The organism is Paraburkholderia sediminicola (genome assembly GCF_046030555.1).
Lineage (GTDB): Bacteria > Pseudomonadota > Gammaproteobacteria > Burkholderiales > Burkholderiaceae > Paraburkholderia > Paraburkholderia sediminicola_E.
On sequence record NZ_JAQQCH010000003.1, the window covers coordinates 68,808 to 88,448 of the forward strand.

Annotated in this window: 20 protein-coding genes; 7 read left to right on the plus strand and 13 right to left on the minus strand. The window is 60.8% G+C overall.

What is annotated here, in order from left to right; translation table 11 throughout:
• Positions 1-216 precede the first annotated feature (216 nt).
• The 5 genes from PQQ52_RS06055 to PQQ52_RS06075 all read left to right on the plus strand — a co-directional run bounded on the left by PQQ52_RS06055 (position 217) and on the right by PQQ52_RS06075 (position 5,402).
• Entirely contained in the window at positions 217-1,434 is a 1,218-nt protein-coding gene (locus PQQ52_RS06055; RefSeq protein WP_408207884.1) for a XylR family transcriptional regulator, read from the plus strand.
• 33 nt (positions 1,435-1,467) lie between these two features.
• Entirely contained in the window at positions 1,468-2,553 is a 1,086-nt protein-coding gene (locus PQQ52_RS06060) for an aldose epimerase family protein (RefSeq protein WP_408207886.1), read from the plus strand.
• A gap of 172 nt (positions 2,554-2,725) precedes the next feature.
• The gene (locus PQQ52_RS06065) at positions 2,726-3,034 is read left to right on the plus strand and encodes a DUF4148 domain-containing protein (protein WP_408207889.1); all 309 of its coding nucleotides are present in this window, start codon (positions 2,726-2,728) and stop codon (positions 3,032-3,034) included.
• Positions 3,035-3,827: 793 nt separating this feature from the next.
• Positions 3,828-4,904 (plus strand): polyamine ABC transporter substrate-binding protein, encoded by a 1,077-nt coding sequence (locus tag PQQ52_RS06070; protein ID WP_408208611.1) that lies wholly within the window; start codon positions 3,828-3,830, stop codon positions 4,902-4,904.
• 135 nt (positions 4,905-5,039) lie between these two features.
• Positions 5,040-5,402, plus strand: coding sequence for a cupin domain-containing protein (locus PQQ52_RS06075; protein ID WP_408207892.1), 363 nt, complete (start codon positions 5,040-5,042; stop codon positions 5,400-5,402).
• A 163-nt stretch (positions 5,403-5,565) separates the two neighbouring features.
• Here PQQ52_RS06075 and PQQ52_RS06080 read toward each other — a convergent pair whose 3' ends face one another.
• On the minus strand, positions 5,566-6,069 hold the full coding sequence (locus tag PQQ52_RS06080) for a DinB family protein (protein WP_408207895.1): 504 nt from the start codon (positions 6,067-6,069) through the stop codon (positions 5,566-5,568).
• Positions 6,070-6,217: 148 nt separating this feature from the next.
• Between PQQ52_RS06080 and PQQ52_RS06085 the strand changes: the two genes are divergently transcribed.
• A complete protein-coding gene (locus PQQ52_RS06085) occupies positions 6,218-6,811 on the plus strand; it encodes a TetR/AcrR family transcriptional regulator (protein ID WP_408207897.1) in 594 nt (197 codons plus the stop codon).
• Positions 6,812-6,865: 54 nt separating this feature from the next.
• On the opposite strand, the gene PQQ52_RS06090 is transcribed toward PQQ52_RS06085, so the two are convergent.
• The 9 genes from PQQ52_RS06090 to PQQ52_RS06130 are packed head-to-tail and all read right to left on the minus strand — an operon-like array spanning position 6,866 to position 15,183.
• Complete coding sequence (locus PQQ52_RS06090) at positions 6,866-7,219, minus strand: RidA family protein (RefSeq protein WP_408207899.1); 354 nt, start codon at positions 7,217-7,219, stop codon at positions 6,866-6,868.
• Positions 7,220-7,256: 37 nt separating this feature from the next.
• Positions 7,257-8,402 (minus strand): NAD(P)/FAD-dependent oxidoreductase, encoded by a 1,146-nt coding sequence (locus tag PQQ52_RS06095; RefSeq protein ID WP_408207902.1) that lies wholly within the window; start codon positions 8,400-8,402, stop codon positions 7,257-7,259.
• A gap of 5 nt (positions 8,403-8,407) precedes the next feature.
• A complete protein-coding gene (locus tag PQQ52_RS06100) occupies positions 8,408-9,856 on the minus strand; it encodes an FAD/NAD(P)-dependent oxidoreductase (protein ID WP_408207905.1) in 1,449 nt (482 codons plus the stop codon).
• Entirely contained in the window at positions 9,846-10,223 is a 378-nt protein-coding gene (locus tag PQQ52_RS06105) for a (2Fe-2S)-binding protein (protein ID WP_408207908.1), read from the minus strand. Before PQQ52_RS06105 ends, PQQ52_RS06100 begins: the two co-directional genes overlap by 11 nt.
• Positions 10,213-11,343 (minus strand): NAD(P)/FAD-dependent oxidoreductase, encoded by a 1,131-nt coding sequence (locus PQQ52_RS06110; protein ID WP_408207910.1) that lies wholly within the window; start codon positions 11,341-11,343, stop codon positions 10,213-10,215. Before PQQ52_RS06110 ends, PQQ52_RS06105 begins: the two co-directional genes overlap by 11 nt.
• 5 nt (positions 11,344-11,348) lie before the next feature.
• Positions 11,349-12,143, minus strand: a complete 795-nt coding sequence (locus PQQ52_RS06115) for an ABC transporter permease (protein WP_408207913.1) — start codon at positions 12,141-12,143, stop codon at positions 11,349-11,351.
• 4 nt (positions 12,144-12,147) lie between these two features.
• Positions 12,148-13,068: an ABC transporter permease gene (locus PQQ52_RS06120; protein WP_408207916.1), complete on the minus strand. Its 921-nt coding sequence runs from the start codon at positions 13,066-13,068 to the stop codon at positions 12,148-12,150.
• Entirely contained in the window at positions 13,061-14,131 is a 1,071-nt protein-coding gene (locus PQQ52_RS06125) for an ABC transporter ATP-binding protein (RefSeq protein WP_408207918.1), read from the minus strand. Before PQQ52_RS06125 ends, PQQ52_RS06120 begins: the two co-directional genes overlap by 8 nt.
• A gap of 11 nt (positions 14,132-14,142) precedes the next feature.
• On the minus strand, positions 14,143-15,183 hold the full coding sequence (locus PQQ52_RS06130) for an ABC transporter substrate-binding protein (protein WP_408207921.1): 1,041 nt from the start codon (positions 15,181-15,183) through the stop codon (positions 14,143-14,145).
• A 191-nt stretch (positions 15,184-15,374) separates the two neighbouring features.
• Here PQQ52_RS06130 and PQQ52_RS06135 point away from each other — a divergent pair, with 191 nt between their 5' ends.
• The gene (locus PQQ52_RS06135; RefSeq protein WP_408207924.1) at positions 15,375-16,280 is read left to right on the plus strand and encodes a LysR substrate-binding domain-containing protein; all 906 of its coding nucleotides are present in this window, start codon (positions 15,375-15,377) and stop codon (positions 16,278-16,280) included.
• A gap of 86 nt (positions 16,281-16,366) precedes the next feature.
• On the opposite strand, the gene PQQ52_RS06140 is transcribed toward PQQ52_RS06135, so the two are convergent.
• The 3 genes from PQQ52_RS06140 to PQQ52_RS06150 all read right to left on the minus strand — a co-directional run bounded on the left by PQQ52_RS06140 (position 16,367) and on the right by PQQ52_RS06150 (position 19,629).
• Complete coding sequence (locus tag PQQ52_RS06140; RefSeq protein ID WP_408208614.1) at positions 16,367-16,798, minus strand: DUF1801 domain-containing protein; 432 nt, start codon at positions 16,796-16,798, stop codon at positions 16,367-16,369.
• 180 nt (positions 16,799-16,978) lie between these two features.
• Positions 16,979-18,718, minus strand: a complete 1,740-nt coding sequence (locus PQQ52_RS06145; RefSeq protein WP_408207926.1) for an NPCBM/NEW2 domain-containing protein — start codon at positions 18,716-18,718, stop codon at positions 16,979-16,981.
• Positions 18,719-18,942: 224 nt separating this feature from the next.
• Complete coding sequence (locus PQQ52_RS06150) at positions 18,943-19,629, minus strand: MgtC/SapB family protein (protein WP_408207929.1); 687 nt, start codon at positions 19,627-19,629, stop codon at positions 18,943-18,945.
• Positions 19,630-19,641 lie beyond the last annotated feature (12 nt).

A 19,641-nucleotide genomic window follows, 5' to 3' on the forward strand; every position in this document is an offset into this window, starting at 1 on the left:
CAAGGTGACGCCATGCTGCCGCTTGCCCGATACATCGGCAATTGCGAAATTGCGCAGCGTGCTTGATGTTTCTTACCGCCCATGCGTTTGTTTCACACGCGCGCGAGGTTCGCGGCCTAGAATAACCAGACGCTTAAAAACGGTGCTGCCTGCGAAGCGCACCCAACAGGAGACGATGGCGTTGCGCGTCCAACGATCCGTACAACGCCCATTGACATGACCCGTCCGCAAATACCCCAGACGACCCACCGGATCGCGCTGCTGTTCAACGCGAACAAGGTCTACGACCGCGAGATCATTACCGGCGTCGGCAATTACCTGCTGTCGACGCGCGTGGCCTGGGATCTCTTTCTCGAAGAGGATTTCCGCTGCCGGTTGACCGGTATCGAGCGATTCGACGGCGACGGCATCATCGCGGATTTCGACGATCCCGCTGTGGGCGAAGCGCTGCGCGATTGCCCATTGCCGGTCGTGGCGGTCGGTTCATCGTTCGAAGATCCGGCACACTACCCCCCGGACTTACCCTATATCGCAACCGATAACGCCAAACTCGTTTCGCTCGCCTACACGCATCTGATTGGCGCGGGGCTTGAGCACTTCGCGTTGTATAGCCTTCCGCAAGCGCAAGAAAATCGCTGGGCGCAGCAACGTGAGCTGGCGTTCGCTCATCTGCGCAGCGCGGACGGACACAGCGCCGAGCAGATCGACACCGAGATCTATCGCGGCCTGTCGACCAACGCACCTTCATGGAATCAGGCAACCGAGCAACTCACTGCGTGGCTGAGCCAATTGCCGAAGCCAGTCGGTATCATCGCCGTGACCGACGCCCGCGCGCGGCACCTGCTGCAAGCCTGTTTGATCGCGGGTATCCCGGTACCTGAAGAAGTAGCGATCATCGGCATCGACAACGACCCGCTCACGCGTACGTTGACCCGTATTCCGCTTTCCTCCGTGATTCAAGGTACGGAGGAAATGGGCCGCACCGCGGCTCACTTGCTACATCAGATGCTGCACGGCGCGCGTTTTCCGGGGCGGCGCATTCTCGTGCCACCGGTCGGCATCAATGTGCTCGAATCGACGAAGCATCAGCCGCTGGCGAGTCCGTATGTGATGCGTGCACGGCACTTCATCCGCCAGTATGCGTGTCAGGGCATTCGCACCGAACAGGTTGCCGATTACGTGGGCGTGTCGCGTTCTTCGCTCGAAGAGTACTTCCGACGCGAACGACAGTGCACAGTGCATCAGGAAATCCTGCGCCACAAACTCGATGTCGCGAAAGCGCTGCTTGCGAGGCGCGATGCGTCGAGCGCGGAGGTGGCGATCCGTTGTGGCTTCACGTCGCTGCAATACATGTACGCGGTGTTTCGCCGCGAACTCGGCTGTACACCGCGCGAATACCAGGACCGCGTGAATTCGGCGGCAGCGCCAGGCTGAACATGCCTTTCATCTTCCATTTCTACCAACGACATGATCAGCATCGCACCTCTTTCTTCTGAACCATGGGGCACACTGCCCGGCGGCGATCGTGTGCGGCTCTTCACGCTGCGCAATGCGCACGGCATGAAAGTCGCCATCAGCGACCTGGGCGCGACGCTGGTCTCGTGGTATGCACCCGATCGCGCGGGTCGTCTCGGCGACATTCTGCTCGGCCACGACACACCCGCCGAATATGCTGCGGCCACAACCTACATGGGCGGACTGATCGGCCGATGGGCAAACCGCATTGCCGATGCGCGCTTCACGCTCGACGGCATCGAGTACACACTCGATCGGAACGAAGGCGCGAATCTGCTGCATGGCGGCACGCAGGGTTTTCACCGCGCGCTGTGGGACGTGAGTGAAGACAACGGCGCGCTGGTCATGCGTCTGGAGTCGCCTGAAGGCGACGCCGGCTTTCCGGGCAACGTAACGGTGCAAGTGCGCTACACGCTCGACGACGACGGCACCTTGACGATCGCCTATGAAGCCATCACGGACGCCGCGACGCCGCTCAACCTGACGAGCCATCCTTATTTCAATCTGACCGGCCGGCGGGGTGCGGACATTCGCGGACATGTGTTGTCGATCGATGCTGATCAGTTCTTCGAAGTCGATGTGTCGATGATTCCTTGCGAGCTTGCCGAAGTAGCAGGCAATGCGTTCGACTTCCGGCAGAGCGCGCCGATCGGCGCGCGGCTCGATTGGCCACATGCACAGCTTGCGAGGGCCGGTGGTTTCGATCACTGCTATGTGCTGCGTGACACAGTTGACGCCGCGACGGCCGACCGTGCGCCGCAGGTACGTCCGGTTGCATGCGCATATGACCCCGGTAGCGGGCGCGAATTAACCGTGTCGACCGATCAGCACGGCTTACAGTTTTATACCGGCAATTCGCTGAATGGCGACACGGGACGCGGCGGTATCGCCTACCAGCCGCACGCCGGACTTTGTCTCGAAGCAGGCGGCTTTCCGAACGAAGTCAATATGGCCGCGCAGGAGCAGGTCATCGTACGGCCGGGCGATGCATACTGGCAGGTGACGGCGTATCGAGTGGGCGTACGTTCTGGAGTCTGAAACAATTTTTCATATCTTACGAAGATCATTACATAACGCCGACTTATCGTTTGCTGCAAGACTGAATTACCCGTTTAGGGGTTTGCCCTAGATCACCCGCTTCCTAGAATCCCTCTATAGGTCGCCGAACACCTGTTGCGGCGCCATAAAACAATTCTCGGAGGGAAACATCATGAAATCACTGATCAAAGCAGCCGCACTGGTGGTTGTTATCGCAGCCCCGGTGGCTTCGTTCGCGCAGTCGGAGCAACCGCTCACCCGCGCGGAGGTCAGGGCGCAACTGGTTCAGATTGAACAGGCTGGCTATAACCCCGCCGTTGCAACCGACTCGACCTACCCCGCGGACATTCAGGCAGCCGAAGCACGCATAGCGGCACAGCATGACACCGGCTATGGTTCTTCGGCAAACGGGTCGTCACAAACCGGCACTAACGCACCCGCTGCGACGCCGGTTCAACCCGCGCCGATGGACGGTCAGTAAAACGCTACCGTTGTCTGCCATCGCGTAGTTCGATGCGAGTCATGCTTGTTGAAGCATGCGCTCGCATGAACGCGTTTCACTGTGCACGACTATGACGGCGCAATGTCAGAAAATCCTTTGACGAAAATAATGGCTCATATATCCTAGGGCGGCAGTTCGGTGGTTCTCGCAGCGCAGTCGATCTGCCTCAGCGAGGACTTCTACTCAACGTCGCTTCGGGTTCCATCGTGAAAGTCCGTGGTCCATTGGTGAGATATCAGCCTGGTCGGGAAAGAACATTCCTGTCCGGCTGTTCGATCGCTCATCAGGGGAGCAACTGCGCTTCGCCATCCCGCCCCCTGTCCATCGATACCGTGTTGTCGCGTCGCTCCGTCCGCCGGCACAACGTCATTGCAGCGCCCGCAGCCATTGGCGTGCGAACTGACGAAATCGCGTCGCTTCTGCCTTAGTCCCCTTCTCTTTTCGCGAGCAAGTGTTGCACGCAATGGACCGTTCTTTTAGCGGTCGAATGCCTGCAATGCGTTTGCCTGTCCGCGCGTTGCAAGTTGTCTTGCCAGCGTTGGCCGGCTTATAGCGCTCGTCTATCTACGTCCCTTTTAACTCTGCTGTGCGCTTGCGCCGCGGCAGGCGGCGTCACGTCCCTTTCTCGTTCGCATTCGTGCGGCATATAAGGACGTGCGGGTCGTCACGCTCGTGCATCTGTGCCTGCGCTGCGGCGAAAACTGAAGATCGAAATCAAGGAGATAGTCGAATGAAGATTCGTCATGCCAAGCTTCTCTCGCTCACCGGTACGATGCTGTGCTCGCTGACCGCCTTGACCGCAGTGAACGCTGCACGTGCAGCGGACACGACGATCAACGTCTACAACTGGTCGGACTACATTGCCAAAGACACAATTGCCGGCTTCGAAAAGCAATCCGGCATCACGGTGAAATACGACAGCTACGATAGCGATGACACGTTGCAGGCCAAACTGCTTGCCGGCAGCTCGGGGTATGACATCGTGGTGCCCACATCGAGTTATATGGCACGCCAGATCGAAGCCGGGGTGTATCAGAAGATCGACAAATCGAAAATGCCGAACCTCGCGAATCTCGATCCTGGTTTGATGAAGCTGATTGCCGATGCGGACCCCGGCAATCAATACGGCGTGCCGTGGGCGTGGGGCACGGATGGTGTCGGCTATAACGTTCAGGCTGTGAAGAAAGCGCTGGGCCCCGATGCGCCACTTGATAGCTGGTCTCTCGTGTTCGACCCGGCGAATCTTTCGAAGCTGAAAAGTTGCGGCGTGTCTTTCCTCGACGCGGCGGCGGACGTTTTCCCGGCTGCGCTTCAGTACATGCACAAGGACCCGAACAGCACGAACCCTGGCGACTACCAGGCAGCGTATGAAATGCTGAAGAAAGTGCGACCATTTATCACGCAGTTCAATTCTTCCGGCTATATCAACGATCTGGCGAACAACGATATCTGCGTGGCGTTAGGCTATTCGGGTGACGTCGGGATCGCACGGCGACGCGCATCGGAAGCTAAGCGCTCGTACGAAGTGCGGTTCTCGAACATCAAGGATGCGGGCCTCATTTGGATGGATGTGATGGCAATTCCGAAAGATGCCCCGCATCCGGAAGCGGCGATGAAGTGGATGAACTACATCGAAGATCCGAAGGTGAGTGCGGCGATTACCAACGAAGTTTTCTATCCGACTGCGAATCGGGTCGCGCGACAGTTTGTGACCCCGGCTATTGAGCAGGATGCGAATGTGTATCCGCCCGAGGCTGTGCTGAACAAAATGACACTGATGCGGCCGCAACCTGCGCCGATCATGCGGCTTGAGAACCGGCTGTGGGCGCAGTTGAAGTCGGGGACCTGAATTCGGTTTAGCTGCTGTGGTCTTATGGTCTGCTGCTGGTAGGTGCCTCCTTTTGAGCGTGGCGCATGCAGTGGGTGTGTGCGCTACGCCCTTTTTGAAGCCTTGTTTTTTAACTCTGTTTGCATTTGAACCATTATGAGCATTTTGAACATCGTAGATTTTGCACAACCTGCCAAGGAAAGTGTTGAGTACATGCCGAAGGCAGAAGCGGTTCTTGCCGGCGATCCTTTGCAAGCGGTTCACACGCATTTTGCCAGTCCGTGCGGGCAGCTTGCGGCGGGGATTTGGGAGGGCGCTTGCGGTCAATGGACAGTGAACTTCACCGAGAATGAGTATTGCGAGATTCTTGAGGGCGTGTCCGTGATTCGCGATGCAGATGGGACGGGCAAGACTGTGCGAGCGGGTGACCGGTTTTTAATTCCGGCGGGATTTAAGGGAACGTGGGAAGTGGTTGAGCCGTGTAAGAAGGTGTTTGTTTCGGTTGAGTTTAAGGGGTAGGTTGTTGCGGCGGCGGAATGAGGCCAGGCATCCTCGATCCGCACGTGCAGGTCGTCGGGCAGCACGACAGAACGTCGACCTGAAGCTGCCACTGATCTTAGAGGGGGAGCAGCTCCTCCCGCTGCTTCAGTTCGGCCTGTACCGTGCGCCCGGGCTCATCTGATCAACGGCTGCGCGCGGGCTCCACTTCGTGAAGGAAGCCAGTAAAGGTGTCACGTGGTGACGACCCAGTGAGTTGGGTAAGAATTTGCCCGATTTCACCGCGATGGTATCCGCCGTGTGCAATCACGTGTCCGAGCATTTCCTCGCGCGACATCCGCCCCGCTGTCCCATCCGTGAAGGAAAATGCGATCGCTTCCGTGAGATCGGCATCGCGCAGGTGCGTAACATACTGGATATACCAGCGATCCATGTCTCTGATGGCATTGGACAGATCTTCCAGGTTCGGTACGTCGTCGGAATCGGTCCGACGATAGGCGTGCTTCTCGCACTGAAGATTGGCACCGAAAATGCGATCGACAATCTGGGCATGATTGAAGATGCCAACTGCCGTGCGGTACCCGGCCTCGGACGATAATTTGTCAAGTCGACTCAGCCCGGCAATGAGACCTTGATCCGCCCATGCCTTATATTCGAACAGGGAAACCAGAAGCGTTTGCGCACTCATGTGGATTCTCGTAGAGGGATGGATTGAGCTCTCTGTATTATGCGAGCTGATATTCGCATTCTGACCCGGAGACACAATTTTGAATACTCGCGTTTCCCGACAGCCCGGGATCATGCGGAAACCCCCGCGGCAGCAACGTTCCCGCGTAATGGTAGACACCATTATTGATGCGGCTATTCGCGTTCTGGAGACCCGAGGCTGGGCGGATTTCACGACGAACGAAGTGGCCGCGGTTGCCGGCATCAGCGTTGGATCGCTCTATCAATACTTCGCTGACAAGCTCGCGCTCGCCGAGATGATTCGTCAGCGCCATCTCGGCTTCGTACTTGATGCGCTATCCATATCGGGGGAAGGGAGCGAGCCGGGGACGCTCCATGAACGTGTCGTTTGCCTGATTGAGGGTGTCATTGCTGTGCACTCGGTCAATCATGTGTTGCACCGCATTCTGCTCGATGAAGTCCCACTGTCCGCACGCTCGAATTACGACGACTTTGAAAGGGAATATCAGCGTCGTTATCGCGCCGTCATCGAATCAAGCTCAAGGACGCGCGATAAGGCGCGCGACGACATGGCCGGGCGAGTGCTCGCTGCCGCTGTCGAAGGCGTGGTTCACGCCGCTGCCCGAAGCGGGGAGCTTGATTCGCCCATACTCAAGGTGGAGCTGACCAACTTGGTCTGCGCTTATTTACGCAATCGACCAGGCGAAGCGTTCGCTAGCAAAACGCCGTTGCAATCAGATTAGAAAGCGCGCGACCACTCCCCCTGGCGCGCGCGCATGGAATTCATGCCTATACGTTTACAGCGCCGCGGTCACGATCACTTCGACGCGGATATCCGGCGAAGCCAACGCAGCTTCGCACGTCGCACGCGCCGGCGTCGCATCGGCCGGCACCCAGGCTTCCCACGCGGCATTCATCGGGCCGAAGTCGCGAGCTATATCGGCCACCCAGATCTGCACGGACAACAGACGCGTTTTATCGGTACCCGCGGTTTTCAGATGCCCGTCCAGCTTGCTCAGAATCTCCTCGGTTTGTGCCTTCGCGTCACCGTCGCGCGAGGTCGCGGTCAGGCCGGCAACGTACACCGTGCCGTTGTGAATCACGATGCGCGAGAGGCGCGGATTGGTTTCGAAACGTTGAATATCGCTCATTGTCTGTTTCTTGCGTTGGTTGAAAAAATGAAGAGACCTAATGCGTCTCGAACTGGGCATGCGCCGCTGCCTTGAAGCGGCCAATCCGGAATGCGTCGATGTCGTGCGTGCTACGTCCATCGCACACCAGCTCGGCTACCACGCTGCCGACAATCGGTCCAAGCTCGAACCCATGCGCGGAGAAACCAAACGCGTGCACGAGACCGTCATGGGTGCTGCTGCGGGAAATCACCGGAATACCGTCGGGCATAAAACCTTCGATACCGGCCCATGCACGGTTGACCACGACATGCTCCAAATGCGGAAACAGATCGGCGACCGTACGTGCGCTTTTGCCCAACTGCGGAAAATCGAGTGCGCATTGCCGTGCGCTCATATCAGCGGTGCATTCGAGCGCACCGCCGATCACCACCGTGCCATTGGTGAACTGTTTGAACGACAGCGGGCGTCCCGTTGCGCCAAGCACCGGTTTGACGAAAGGCGGCACGGCCTGCGTCACCATCAGCATCAAGCCGCGCGGCTCGACCTGCACCGGTTCGCCCGCTTGCCGTGCGAATTCGCCGGCCCACGCGCCTGCTGCGTTGACGACGTGCGCCGCGCGCCACCGTCCGCTTGCGGCTTCGATATCCCATTGTCCATCGCGGCGCATGATGCTGCGGACCGCGCATTGCTCATGAATCGCGACGCCCGCTTGTTGCGCCGCGAGCCGGAATGCCGTGACCGCCCGAAACGGCAACGCGTGGCCGTCGTGCTCGACCCAGACACCGCCCACGACGTGACGCGCAAGACTCGGTACGAGGTCCCGAACGGTATCGGCATCGACCATGACTTCATGCGTAAAACCGAGTGTTTGCAAATGCGCGACGCGTGCACGGCACGCCGAAAGTTCCGTCTCGCTCTCGGCCACTTTTAGCTGGCCGGACGGCACGAAACCGGCATCGTCGCCGATCAGTTCGGCTAATCTGAACCACAGGTCACGCGAAGCCAGCGACAGCGCAATTTCGGCGTCGTGACGTCCGAGCGTACGCACACCACCGGCATTGACACCCGAAGCATGGCGGCCGCACACGTCGCTCTCCAGCACGACCACGCTGGCGCCGCGCCGTGCCAGATGCAGTGCGCTCGACAAACCTTGCAAGCCGCCGCCGATCACCACGACATCGGCGCCTGCGGCTCCGATCATGCTGGTCATCGTGCAGCGGTGTCGTGGGCTTCGGTGGACGTGGCAGCCGGTTGCGCAGCACCCTGCAGCGCCGCGTCATGCGCGGCCGCGAGTTCGGCGAGCGTGACGGGCTTGATCGGCGGACGCACGCGGTAGTAACCGACCTCGGCAGGCGACACGCCCCGTGCATCGGCGATCACCTCAGTGACGGTCAATCCGCAAAGGCGGCCCTGACACGGACCCATGCCGCAGCGGCCGAACGATTTCGCCTGATTCGGGCCAAGGCAGCCGAGCTTCACGACGCTGCGCAATTGTCCTGCCGTCACCTCCTCGCAGCGGCAAATGGTGACCTCATCCGCCGGGATACGATTGGCATCTTTCGGCCGGTAGAGCGCATCGAGAAACGGACGGATGTGCAGCGTCTCACGCAATGCCCGCTTCACCGGCGCGGCCAATGAGTCACGCATTGCGCGGTCGATGCGGCCGCTCCGATGCACGACCTCCAGCGCCGCGAGCCGGCCCTGCTCCGCCGCAGCCTGCGCGCCGCCAATGCCGCGGCTGTCGCCCGCGACGTAGATGCCGGGCACGTCGAGTTCGCCCCATGCGTCGGTAATGGGTATCCAGCACAGTTGCGCATCGTCCCACTTATGTTGCGCGCGCAACGACCAGCTGATCTGCGTATTCGGCACGACGCCCTGATGCAGCAACACGACCTCGGCGGGAATCCGCTGCGCCTTGCCGTCGACGGTGAAGCGGACCGCAGCGAGTGCATCCGTGCCTTCGAGCGCAAGGTTCGTCGCGCCCTGATAAAACGGCACGCCGGCGCGTTTCAACGCGCGCATCAGCTTCAACCCCTTCGCGAGTTGCCGCCAACCTTTTAACGCGCCGCCCAGATGGGCGAGCGCGCGGCGATAGTCAGCGCTCGTGGTCGTATCGACGATGGCGCGGATTGGCACGCCCGCGCGCAGATACTGCCAGCCGAGCAGATACAGCAGCGGTCCGCAGCCCGCCAGCACGACGGGTTGCGACGGCACGACTTCGGCGCTCTTCAGCAGAATCTGCGCGGCGCCGGCCGTCAGCACACCCGGCAGTGTCCAGCCCGGAATTGGAAACGGCCGCTCCATCGCACCACTGCAGAGAATGATCGAGCCGGCTTGCAGTGACTTCACCACGCCGTCCTGCACGTAATCGATGCTGCGTTCAGCCGTCACCTGCCATACCGAAGCGCCGCGTTCGTGCTTCGCACCGCTGGCGGCGAAGGCACGTGCCAGTTCACTGCCGACGGCATAGTCCGGACCAAGAATGTTTAGCCGCCGCGCATTGGTCTGCGTGATCGCGCGATAGATTTGGCCGCCGGGCGCGGCCTGCTCATCGAGCACGGTCACGCTCAAACCGCGTTGCGCGGCGACGGTTGCGGCCGCCATGCCCGCCGGCCCCGCGCCGACGATCACCAGATCGACGTCATTAGCGTTCATCGCGCGTGCCTCCTGCCAACGTAATGAAGTCGTTCAGTTCGCGCATGCCGAGTTGCGAACGAATCGTCATGCCTTCGGCCACCGGCACGAGACAGCTCTGCCGGTTCGCCACGCCGTCGATTTCGACGAGGCATTCGAAGCACACACCCATCATGCAATACGGCGCCCGAGCCGCGCCGCTCACCGGCGTCGTACGAAAACGCTCGACGCCTGCCGCGAGCAAGGCCGCGGCAACGCTCACGCCCTGCGGTACACGGAGCGCCTTTCCGTCGAACGAGATGGCGACCGTGCGGCTTGTGCCGGCCGTGCCGGTTGTGCCGCCGCTGGCCTCCGCGGGCAGCACCTTGAAAAGACTGTCAGTGACCATGTGTGAATACCTTGTCGGTCTGCGAGAAGCGCTCGCCGGAGAAATGTTCGATGCCGGCTGGCGCGAGGTCTTTCGCAATCCACGGCGCGACGCGCAGGACATGTGCGGCAGCCAACGTGACGCCGCTATGGCAGCTCACGACGTACGCGCCGGGACAAGTGGCCGATTGCTGATAGATCGGAAAGCCGTCGGGGCTCATCACGCGCAAAGCGCCCCAGGCGCGCACCAGCTTCACTTCGCCCAGCGCGGGGAAGCTGCGCACGCCGCGCCATGCGATGTGGCTCACGACGTCGGCGGTCACACCGTCGTTAAAGCCGACGTCTTCCATCGAATCGCCGATCTGCACAGTGCCTTCGTCGGTCTGCCGCACATAGGTCGTCGGGAAATCGAGGAAATGCGCAACGCGCTCGGCGATCAGTACCTGTCCGCGATTCGGCGCAACCGGCGCATGAATGCCGACCTGCTCCGCCAGCGTCCGATTGCCGAGCCCCGCGGCCAGCACCACACGTCCCGCATGAAAACGCCGCCCACCTGTATCGACGACAAAACCGCTGCCATCGCGTTCGATACGTTGCACGCGGACGCCAGGCGTCATCTTCACGCCCCGCTTGCTGCACGCGGTATGCAGCGCGCGCAGCAACTTGAGCGGATTCGTGTGGCCGTCCATCGGCGAATAACTCGCGCCGATCACCTGAGGGCCGATCGCGGGCAAGCGGCGTTTCAATTCGGCGTAGTCGATCATGTCGAACGGATAGTCGCCGTTCAGATCGTCGCGGATTGCTTGCAGACGCGCGGCGCGTTCCTGCCACTCCGTTTCGCTGAAGCAGAAATGGAAGCCGCCGGGTTGCTGCAATTGCACGTCGATATCGGTTTCGTTGAGCAGGAATTCGCGGAGCATCGGCCAGCGGGTCGCCGAACCGCGTGTCCATGTCGCGTACGGCGACATGCCATAGCCCTTGCCCTGCACCCACACGAGACCGAAGTTGCCGCGCGAAGCACGGAATGCGTCGTCGCCTTCGTCGAGCACGCCGACCTTCAGCCCCTCGCGGGCGAGTCCATAGGCAACGGCCGTACCCACCAGGCCACCACCGATCACCAGTACATCGGAAGAGTTCGTCATCTGTTTCAGTTTTTGCCGATCAGCACGCGATCGAGGCCAACAATGCGGTCCATCACCACCATCAGAATCGCGGTGCCGACGATCAGCACGGTCGACACCGAAGCGACGAGCGGATCGATGGTTTGCGCGATCTGGTTGTACATCGCCACCGGCAGCGTCGTGGTGCCGGGAGTCGCAACGAATACAGTCATCGTCAATTCGTCGAAGCTCTGGATAAAGGCGAGCATCCAGCCTGCCGCAACGCCGGGGAGGATCATCGGCAGAATCACGCGAAGAAAGGTGGTGAAGCGTTTCGCGCCGAGCGAGAGCGCCGCGCGTTCCGCGTCACGATCGAGGCCCGTGGCCGCAGCCAGGGTCAAACGCAGGGCGTACGGGAAGATCACCGTGACGTGCGTGAGCGTCAGCCAGAAGAACGAGCCGGACATGCCCGCCGTGGTGAAGAAGCGCAGGAACGCCACACCAAGCACCACGTTCGGAATCATCAGCGGCGACAGGAAGAATGCCGACAGCGCACCGCGTCCGCGGAAACGATAGCGCGTCAGGGCCAGCGCACTCGGCACTGCGAACAACACCGCGATGGTTGCCGAAGCGAGGCCGAGGCGCAGCGAGAGCCAGAACGCGTCGATGATGTCCGGCGCGTCGGCGATCGCGCGGAACCAGCGCAGCGACAGCCCCGTCGTGGGCATCGAAATGTAGCCCTTGTCGGTGAACGACACGGCGATCACCACCAGCAGCGGCGCAACGATGAAAAGTACGAAGAGCGTGTGATAACACAGCGCAAGCCAGTTGTTTTTGCGCATGACGTCAGCCCTCGAAAACCGCGCGGAAGCGGCGCTCGATCCAACGGTTGCAGCCCAGAATGATGACGATATTCGCAATCAGCAACAGCACCGCGATGGTCGCGCCGAGCGGCCAGTTCAGCGTGTTGAGGAATTCGTCGTAGGCCGCGGTGGCGGCGACCTTCAGACGGCGGCCGCCCAGCAGCGCCGGCGTGGCGAACGCGGACGCCGCCAGCGCGAACACGATGATCGAGCCGGACAGCACGCCCGGCAGCAACTGCGGCAACACCACCCGGCGAAACACCGCGAACGGTTGCGCACCCAGCGAACGCGCGGCATTTTCGATTTGCAGATCGAGCTTTTGCAGCGTGGCCCACACGGCGATCACCATGAACGGCACCAGCACGTGCGTGAGGCCGATGATCACGCCGGTCATGGTGAAGACCAGCTTGATCGGTTCGCTCGTAATGCCGAGCGTTTGCAACGCGTCGTTGAGCAGGCCGTTATTGCCCAGCAGAATCGCCCAGCCGAGCGTGCGCACTACCACTGAAATCAGCAGCGGACCCAGAATCACAATCAGGAAAATCGAGCGCCACGGGCTTTTCATCCGCGCGAGAATGATGGTCTCCGGCACGCCGAGCAACACGCATAGCAGTGTCACCGCGAGCGCCATGCCACCCGTGCGCAGAAAAATTTCATGGTAGTAGCCGTCGCTCAATACTTCCAAGTAGTTCGACAGTGTGAAGGCCGGCAACACGCCTCGGGTACCGTCGAACGCGTGGAAGGACAGCACGGCCGTCAGCAGCAGCGGCACGAGCAGGAGTCCGCAGAACAGCAGCAGCGCGGGACCGGCGAGCAGCCAGGGCGCGGCGTTGGCGCGCTCCGCGTTCAACCGCGGCGCAGCCTGAACCGCCGCCGGGAGTGGGGACTGCGAGGAATCAGCCATGCGTGGTCTCCGCGAGAATACGCACGGCGTCGTCGGACCAGGACACGCCCACCGTTTCGCCTTCGCGCGGCGGCGTGGTGCCGAGATTCGGCAAGCTCGCGCGCACCGTGCCGAGCGGCGTCTCGATCTGCAGCATCCAGTGGTTGCCGAGGAACAGACAGGTCGTCACGCGGCCTTGCAGCGCCGCATCGGCTGCCGACGAATCGGTCAGCGTCACGCGTTCGGGCCGCACATACAACTGCACGTCGCCTTCGAAGCGGCGACCGCCATGCGGCACCTTCATCACGCTGGCGCCGACCCGCACCACGGCGCAACGGTCGTTCATCTGCTCGACAGTGCCGCGCAATGCGTTCGTCTTGCCGAGGAAACCGGAAGCGAACACCGACTCCGGCTTTTCGTATGCATCGAACGGCGAGCCGGTTTGCACAATGCGGCCGCCATGCATCACCGCGATGCGGTCGCTCATCGTCATGGCTTCGACCTGATCGTGCGTGACGAGGATCGTCGTAATACCGAGCTTCTTCTGGATCGCACGCAGTTCCACGTGCATGTCTTCGCGCAGCTTCGCGTCGAGATTCGACATCGGTTCGTCCAGCAACAGCACTTGCGGACGGATCGCCAGCGCGCGGGCAATCGCGACGCGCTGCCGCTGTCCGCCCGACAGTTCACGCGGATAGCGCTTGTCGAGGCCGGTGAGCCGCACCATCTCGAGCACTTCGGCAACACGCGTGGCACGTTCGCCGCGCGTCACATTGCGCATGTCGAGACCGAAGCCGACGTTGTTGCCAACCGTCATGTGCGGAAACAGCGCGTAGCTCTGGAACACGATGCCCATGCCGCGCTTCTCCGGCCGCTCACGCGTAATATCGGCGCCGTTCAGGAGAATACGGCCACGGGTCGGGTCGACGAATCCCGCGACCATCTGCAGCGTCGTGGTCTTGCCGCAGCCCGATGGACCGAGCAGCGAGACGAATTCGCCGCGTTCGATCGACAGGCTGATACTGTCCACCGCGTTGAATTCGCCGTAGGCCTTGCCGAGGCCATCCAGAGTGAGGAAGCTCATGGTGTTATGCCTTACCGTTCGACGGTACGATTCCAGCGATTGGTCCAGTCAGAACGCTTCTCGTTGACGTAAGTCCAGTCGGTTTTCACCAGCCGGCCGATCTGCTCCGGCGTGTACGGCACGGTCGCGGCAACTTGCGGCGTGAGCTTCGTGTTCTTGTTGACGGGACCCCAGCCCTGCCCTTCGGCGAGCCATGCCTGCACCTGAGGCGTCAGCAGAAACTGGATGAACTGCTGCGAGAGGGCGGCGACATCGCTATGGATGACCGGACACACCGCGGTGAACATCGCGGGGGAGCCCTCTTTCGGATAGACGAATTCGACCGGGAAGCCGGTGGCCTTCAGCGACGCGACGCGGCCGCTACCCCATACGGCCAGGGTAATGTCGCCGTTCTGGAACATCTCCGTCATCTTGCCCGGCGACGGTTCCCATGCCAGGACGTTCGGGCCGACTTCCTTTGCCAGCGCTGTCATGCCCGGATCGATGTTGTGATCGCTGCCTTTGCGCAGGCGCGCGTAGGTGAGCAGGGTTTGCAGGCCGTAGGTGTTGTTGATCGGCGGAATCGCGATCTTCTGGCGCAGACGTTTGTCAGTTAGCGCTTCCCACGAATCCGGCTTCGGCAGACCGGCCTTCCTGAACGCTTCCGTGTTGTAGACGAGACCGGTAGCCACTACACCCACCGACGTCGCATTCGCGTTCATCTTGCCGATGTCGTACAGGTCCTTATAGACCGGTGCATCCTGTAGCTTGTCGCAGAAGCCGAACTGCGTGGCCTGATACATCGGGCCGTCGTCCAGCAGGACGACATCGAGTTCCTCTTTCGACTTTTGCGCCTGCAGCTTGGCGAGCGTGTCGGTCGAGTTGCCGGGCACGTAGACGATCTTGACGTCGTGATTGGCTTCGAACGCCGGGATGATTTTTTTCTGAAACAGATCCTGGGTGGAACCGCCGTATGAGCCGAGATACAGCGTCGGCGTCGCCAACGCGGGCAATGCGCAACCGGCGACCAGTCCACCGACTGCACCCAGCACCCACCTCAAACGTGTAGCCATCTTTTTCTCCTCAGCGGCGCCCGTAGCACGCCAACTCCATCAGGGATATCACCAGGTTATCGTCATGCCGTGTCGCGAATACGCGACGAATCCAGCAGTGGACTTAGCTTATTGAGAAAAAAAAGGCGCGTGAAATCGAATTTTTTCTGTGTCGTATAACATTCACTTATACATTTTGAGCGGTAGCCCTCATGAAGATCCGGCAGCTGGAAGCGTTCAATGCAGTCATGGTGTGCCGAACCGTCACGCGCGCAGCGGAGATGCTGCATGTGTCGCAACCCGCCGTGACACGGCTCGTCAGCGATCTGGAGGAAAGCACCGGCTTTGCGCTGTTCGATCGCACACACGGACGTTTGCAGCCGACGCCGGAGGCGTTTGCGTTGCATGAGGAGGTGCAGCGTTCGTTGGTCGGCGTGGAACGGATCGAGCGCGCCGCGCAGGAGATTCGCGCGTCGCAGCGCGGCATGCTGCAGATCGCGAGTGCGCCGGCGCTGGCGCTATCGTTTCTGCCACGCGCGATTGCCGGGTTCAGCGCGATACATACGGGTGTGGAAATATCACTCGCCTCGCATGCGTCGCGCACGGTGCTCGACATGGTGGTCGAACATCGCTGCGACGTCGGCTTTGTGATTCTGGCGTTGAGCATGCCGACTGCACACGGCGAACTATTAATGTCGACGCGTATGGTCTGCGCACTGCCAGCAGCCCACCCACTCGCCGCAAAAACCACCCTGGTGCCGGAAGATTTGCGCAACGAGCCATTCGTGTCTCACTGGCGCGGTTTGCAATCGCGCTACGAGATCGATGCGTTGTTCGCCTCGCATGGTGTCGAGCGCAAGCTGATGGTGGAGACGCAGACGTCCGCGGGCATCTGCGCCTTTGTCTCCGCGGGTATGGGAATCGCGATTGTCGATCCGGTCGCGGCGCTTGAGTATCGCGGCACGGATATCGTCTTCCGGCGCTTCGAGCCGGTGATCGGCACGGACTTCTCCGTGCTGTTGCCATCGCAACGGCCGCCTTCGTTGCTGGTGAAGAAGTTCGTGGCGCATGTGCGGGCGTTCGCGCACGCACAGTTGCCGAAGGATGCAATGCTGTAGCGGCTTGGCTCGCGGCGCATCAAGCGGCCAGTTACACCGCTTGATACGCGGTTATAGCTGCTCGCATGGTGGTTGGTGCGGGAACTTCATGCCTTTTGGCTTTTGGGTGCTTTCGCGGCGACTTTCGCTCGCGTACTCGCAGACGCATTCTTCTTTAAATTTTTCTGGTTGTAGTCAATCGCCGCACGGACGAGATTTTTCAGAGCACGCTCGTTAACCTTGTCACCCTCGAAAAAATCGATCGCTCGTCTCGCGTTGCCTTCGAGCCCGGCATTGAAGAGTTTGTCAGGATCCGCGAGGCCCGCGCCGTGGGCAAAGGTCAGCTTCACTTTCCCCTTGTGGGCATTGGCGACCGCGATCATTCCGTCGCGAGACCACACCGGGCTGCCCATCCACTTCCACTCCTCGATGATCTCCGGGTCGGCCTCAAGGATGCTCTTGCGGACGCTGGCGAACGTTTTGCCACGCCAGTCTGTGATTCCCGCGATCATCTGGTCGATACGCTCCGATGGATTCATTGGTTCTTTTTGCATTGAATTCCGGTCTCGTTTTATGCGATCACAATTGAATCATGTAGCGACTACATGATTGGATGAGATGCAAAGCAGGGGGTCTTCGACAGCATGACCATTGTAATCGCTAGTATTCCCTGAAATGAAGACACGGTTTCAGTCGCGTACCATGCGCAGCAAAAAGTCTCACGAACAGACAAGCGATGGATTCGCCCAATCCGCAATGTCATTCGTCACGCCATCCTGTCCATCGGTCACAACCAGCCGTAGCGTATTACGTCCAGCAATACTGACCTGCACCGTCTTGATTGGCGTCGTGCTGGTAACGATCCCGCTATCGTAGAGTTCGATGTTATCGGCCCACACCTGATAATCGACCGATCCGGCGCCTTGAGCGGCCGCATCGAGTCCTATGTCGCTCTGAAACGTCGAGCAGTGTCCGTTCAAACGGTAGACAAGTTGTGCCGGCGCGTTGACCGTCATGCCATCGATATAGTTCTTGCCATGCACAACAATCGCTCCGGCCGCGGAGGCGCCAGTCGGCAATGGCGAGCCGCCCGGAAAGACTTTGACCCCGACCGTGCCTGACTGGACCGCTGACCAGATCCAGCTCTGGACCGCGAGTGCGCCGTTGGCCGCAACCGGGTCAGTGCCTGTCAGCTTGACCAGGACAACACCTGTTGGCGGTACTGTCTGGGTCAGGCTTTGCGCCACCGTCCCCAGATTCGCACCGGTCACGAGGTTGGTTGCCTGCACTGAACCACCGAGCCCAAGATTCGAAAAGTTAACGGTGATCGGCGCCGCCGTCGTGCCTCGATTGAGCAGTGCGACCGCACGCGTGCCTATTGTCGACAACGGTTTGGTCCATACCTGCAGCGAGCCGGAACTGTCGGCCGTGTCCAGCACAGCCTGCAACGCAAGCGCGTCCTGATTGACCGAAATCACTGCTGTATTCGTGAGCAATGCTTGGGTCGCGGCGCTTTGGCTGCGTACGTCGTTGCCAGCATTCAATCCGCTCGACATCATCGCCCACATGACGAAGTGGGCTGTGTCCTGGTCCGCAGTCATGCCGTTGCCAACTTCCAGCATGTCCATGTCATTGAAATAGCCGGGCACGGCCCATGCTGCGTCCGCCGCACTGGTGTCGATAATCGACGTGACCGAAGTGAACTTGGCGGAGATGTCTTGCGAGATGCGGGACATGTCCGCATAGGCAGGGACGTAAAGCGTTCCGTCAGACGCGAAGTTGGTCGGTAGAGTCGGATTGGCGCTATACGGGTTGATACTCAGGAACATGGGACGCCCTGTCGCCGCGATTCCCGCGCGCATCGCGGGGAATGCGGTAAGGCTGCCGCCACAGTAGTCCAGCTTGACGTAATCGACGCCCCAATTAGCGAACGTCTGGGCATCGACGCTTTCATGACCGAGGCTGCCCGCGCCGACGCCAGGCGGATACGAAGGCGGCCGCGTGCCGTGCGCGATACCGGCGCAGGTGTTAGTGCCACCGGAGGTGTAAAGGCCGAATTTCAGGCCCTTGCTGTGCACGTAAGCCGCGAGTGCCTGCATGCCGTCGGGAAACGTCGTGGCGTTCGGGTATAGCTGGCCAGTAGTTGGGTTTCGCCCACCGACCCAGCAATCGTCAACCGTCACGTACTGATAGCCGGCCGCCGCCATGCCGTTCGAGGCGATCGCATCGGCCACCGATTTGATAATGGCTTCGGTGTCCTTGCAGGCGAAGGTATTCCACGAATTCCAGCCCATTGGCGGCGTTATGAAGCGGACCTGCGTCAGCGCGATACCGGGGTCAGGTTGGCCACCGGAAACCGCGCCCTGGCTGTTCGTGCTGCCTCCACAACTGGCGAGGCAGGAACATAAAGCAGCGAGGAGAAGAATCAGGGGGGCCCTGAACGCAGATAGCGGACGCATGATCGTGCCTCCTTCCGAAGCGCTCTGGCGCATTCGCACATCGTGGGGAGCGCGCGCCCCCAACTTATGCGGAAAGCGTAGACCTCGACGACCGGGCACGCAAACTCTGAGAAGGAGCGCCACATACCAGGACATGAGGTTCGCTACGTGGCCAACACCTGATCGCTGCGTAAGCATCGGGCCGCCCGCTGCGCGCTCCTGTCTCCGCAATGGGCCACTTCCCGTCAATGCACTTCAATCTCCTCGACCTCACGCACGCCGATCAACTCGCAGAGCATGTTGCGATAGGCAACAAACTCGTCGGTTGACATTCGCGACAGCGAAATCGTGATCTGTTCATGCTGCTCGTTGTCATCGTCGGCGCTTACGCTGATCTGTCTGATACGCGGCCCGTCGTCACCGAACACGCGGCACAGCACCGGCAGCGTGATCGCCCCTCGATCGACCAGGAGCCGTAGCTCCCGACGCAGTCGCCCCTTCGTACGCAATTGGCGTGCGACAGGTTTGACCCACGTGAGTGTCGTCAAAATGATCGCCGTTGCGGCCAGCGCCAGCACGTAAAGTCCACCACCTGCCGCGAGGCCGATGCCCGCGACGGCCCAGACACTCGCCGCTGTTGTCAGCCCTCGCACTACCTCACCGCGCAGCAGGATTGCGCCAGCGCCGAGAAACCCGATTCCCGACACGACTTGTGCCGCTACACGCGATGGATCGAGCGCGACATTCGGCATCGAGCGGGTGTCCTCGAAACCGAACGCCGAGACGATCATCACTAGCGAGGACGCCACGCACACCAACATATGCGTGCGCAGCCCGGCCGGAAATGCAAACCGCTCCCGTTCGAAACCGATGACACCGCCCAGCATCGCGGCAAACAGTAATCTCGAGATTAGTTCGATGTTGCCTGGCATCGCGCTCTCCCC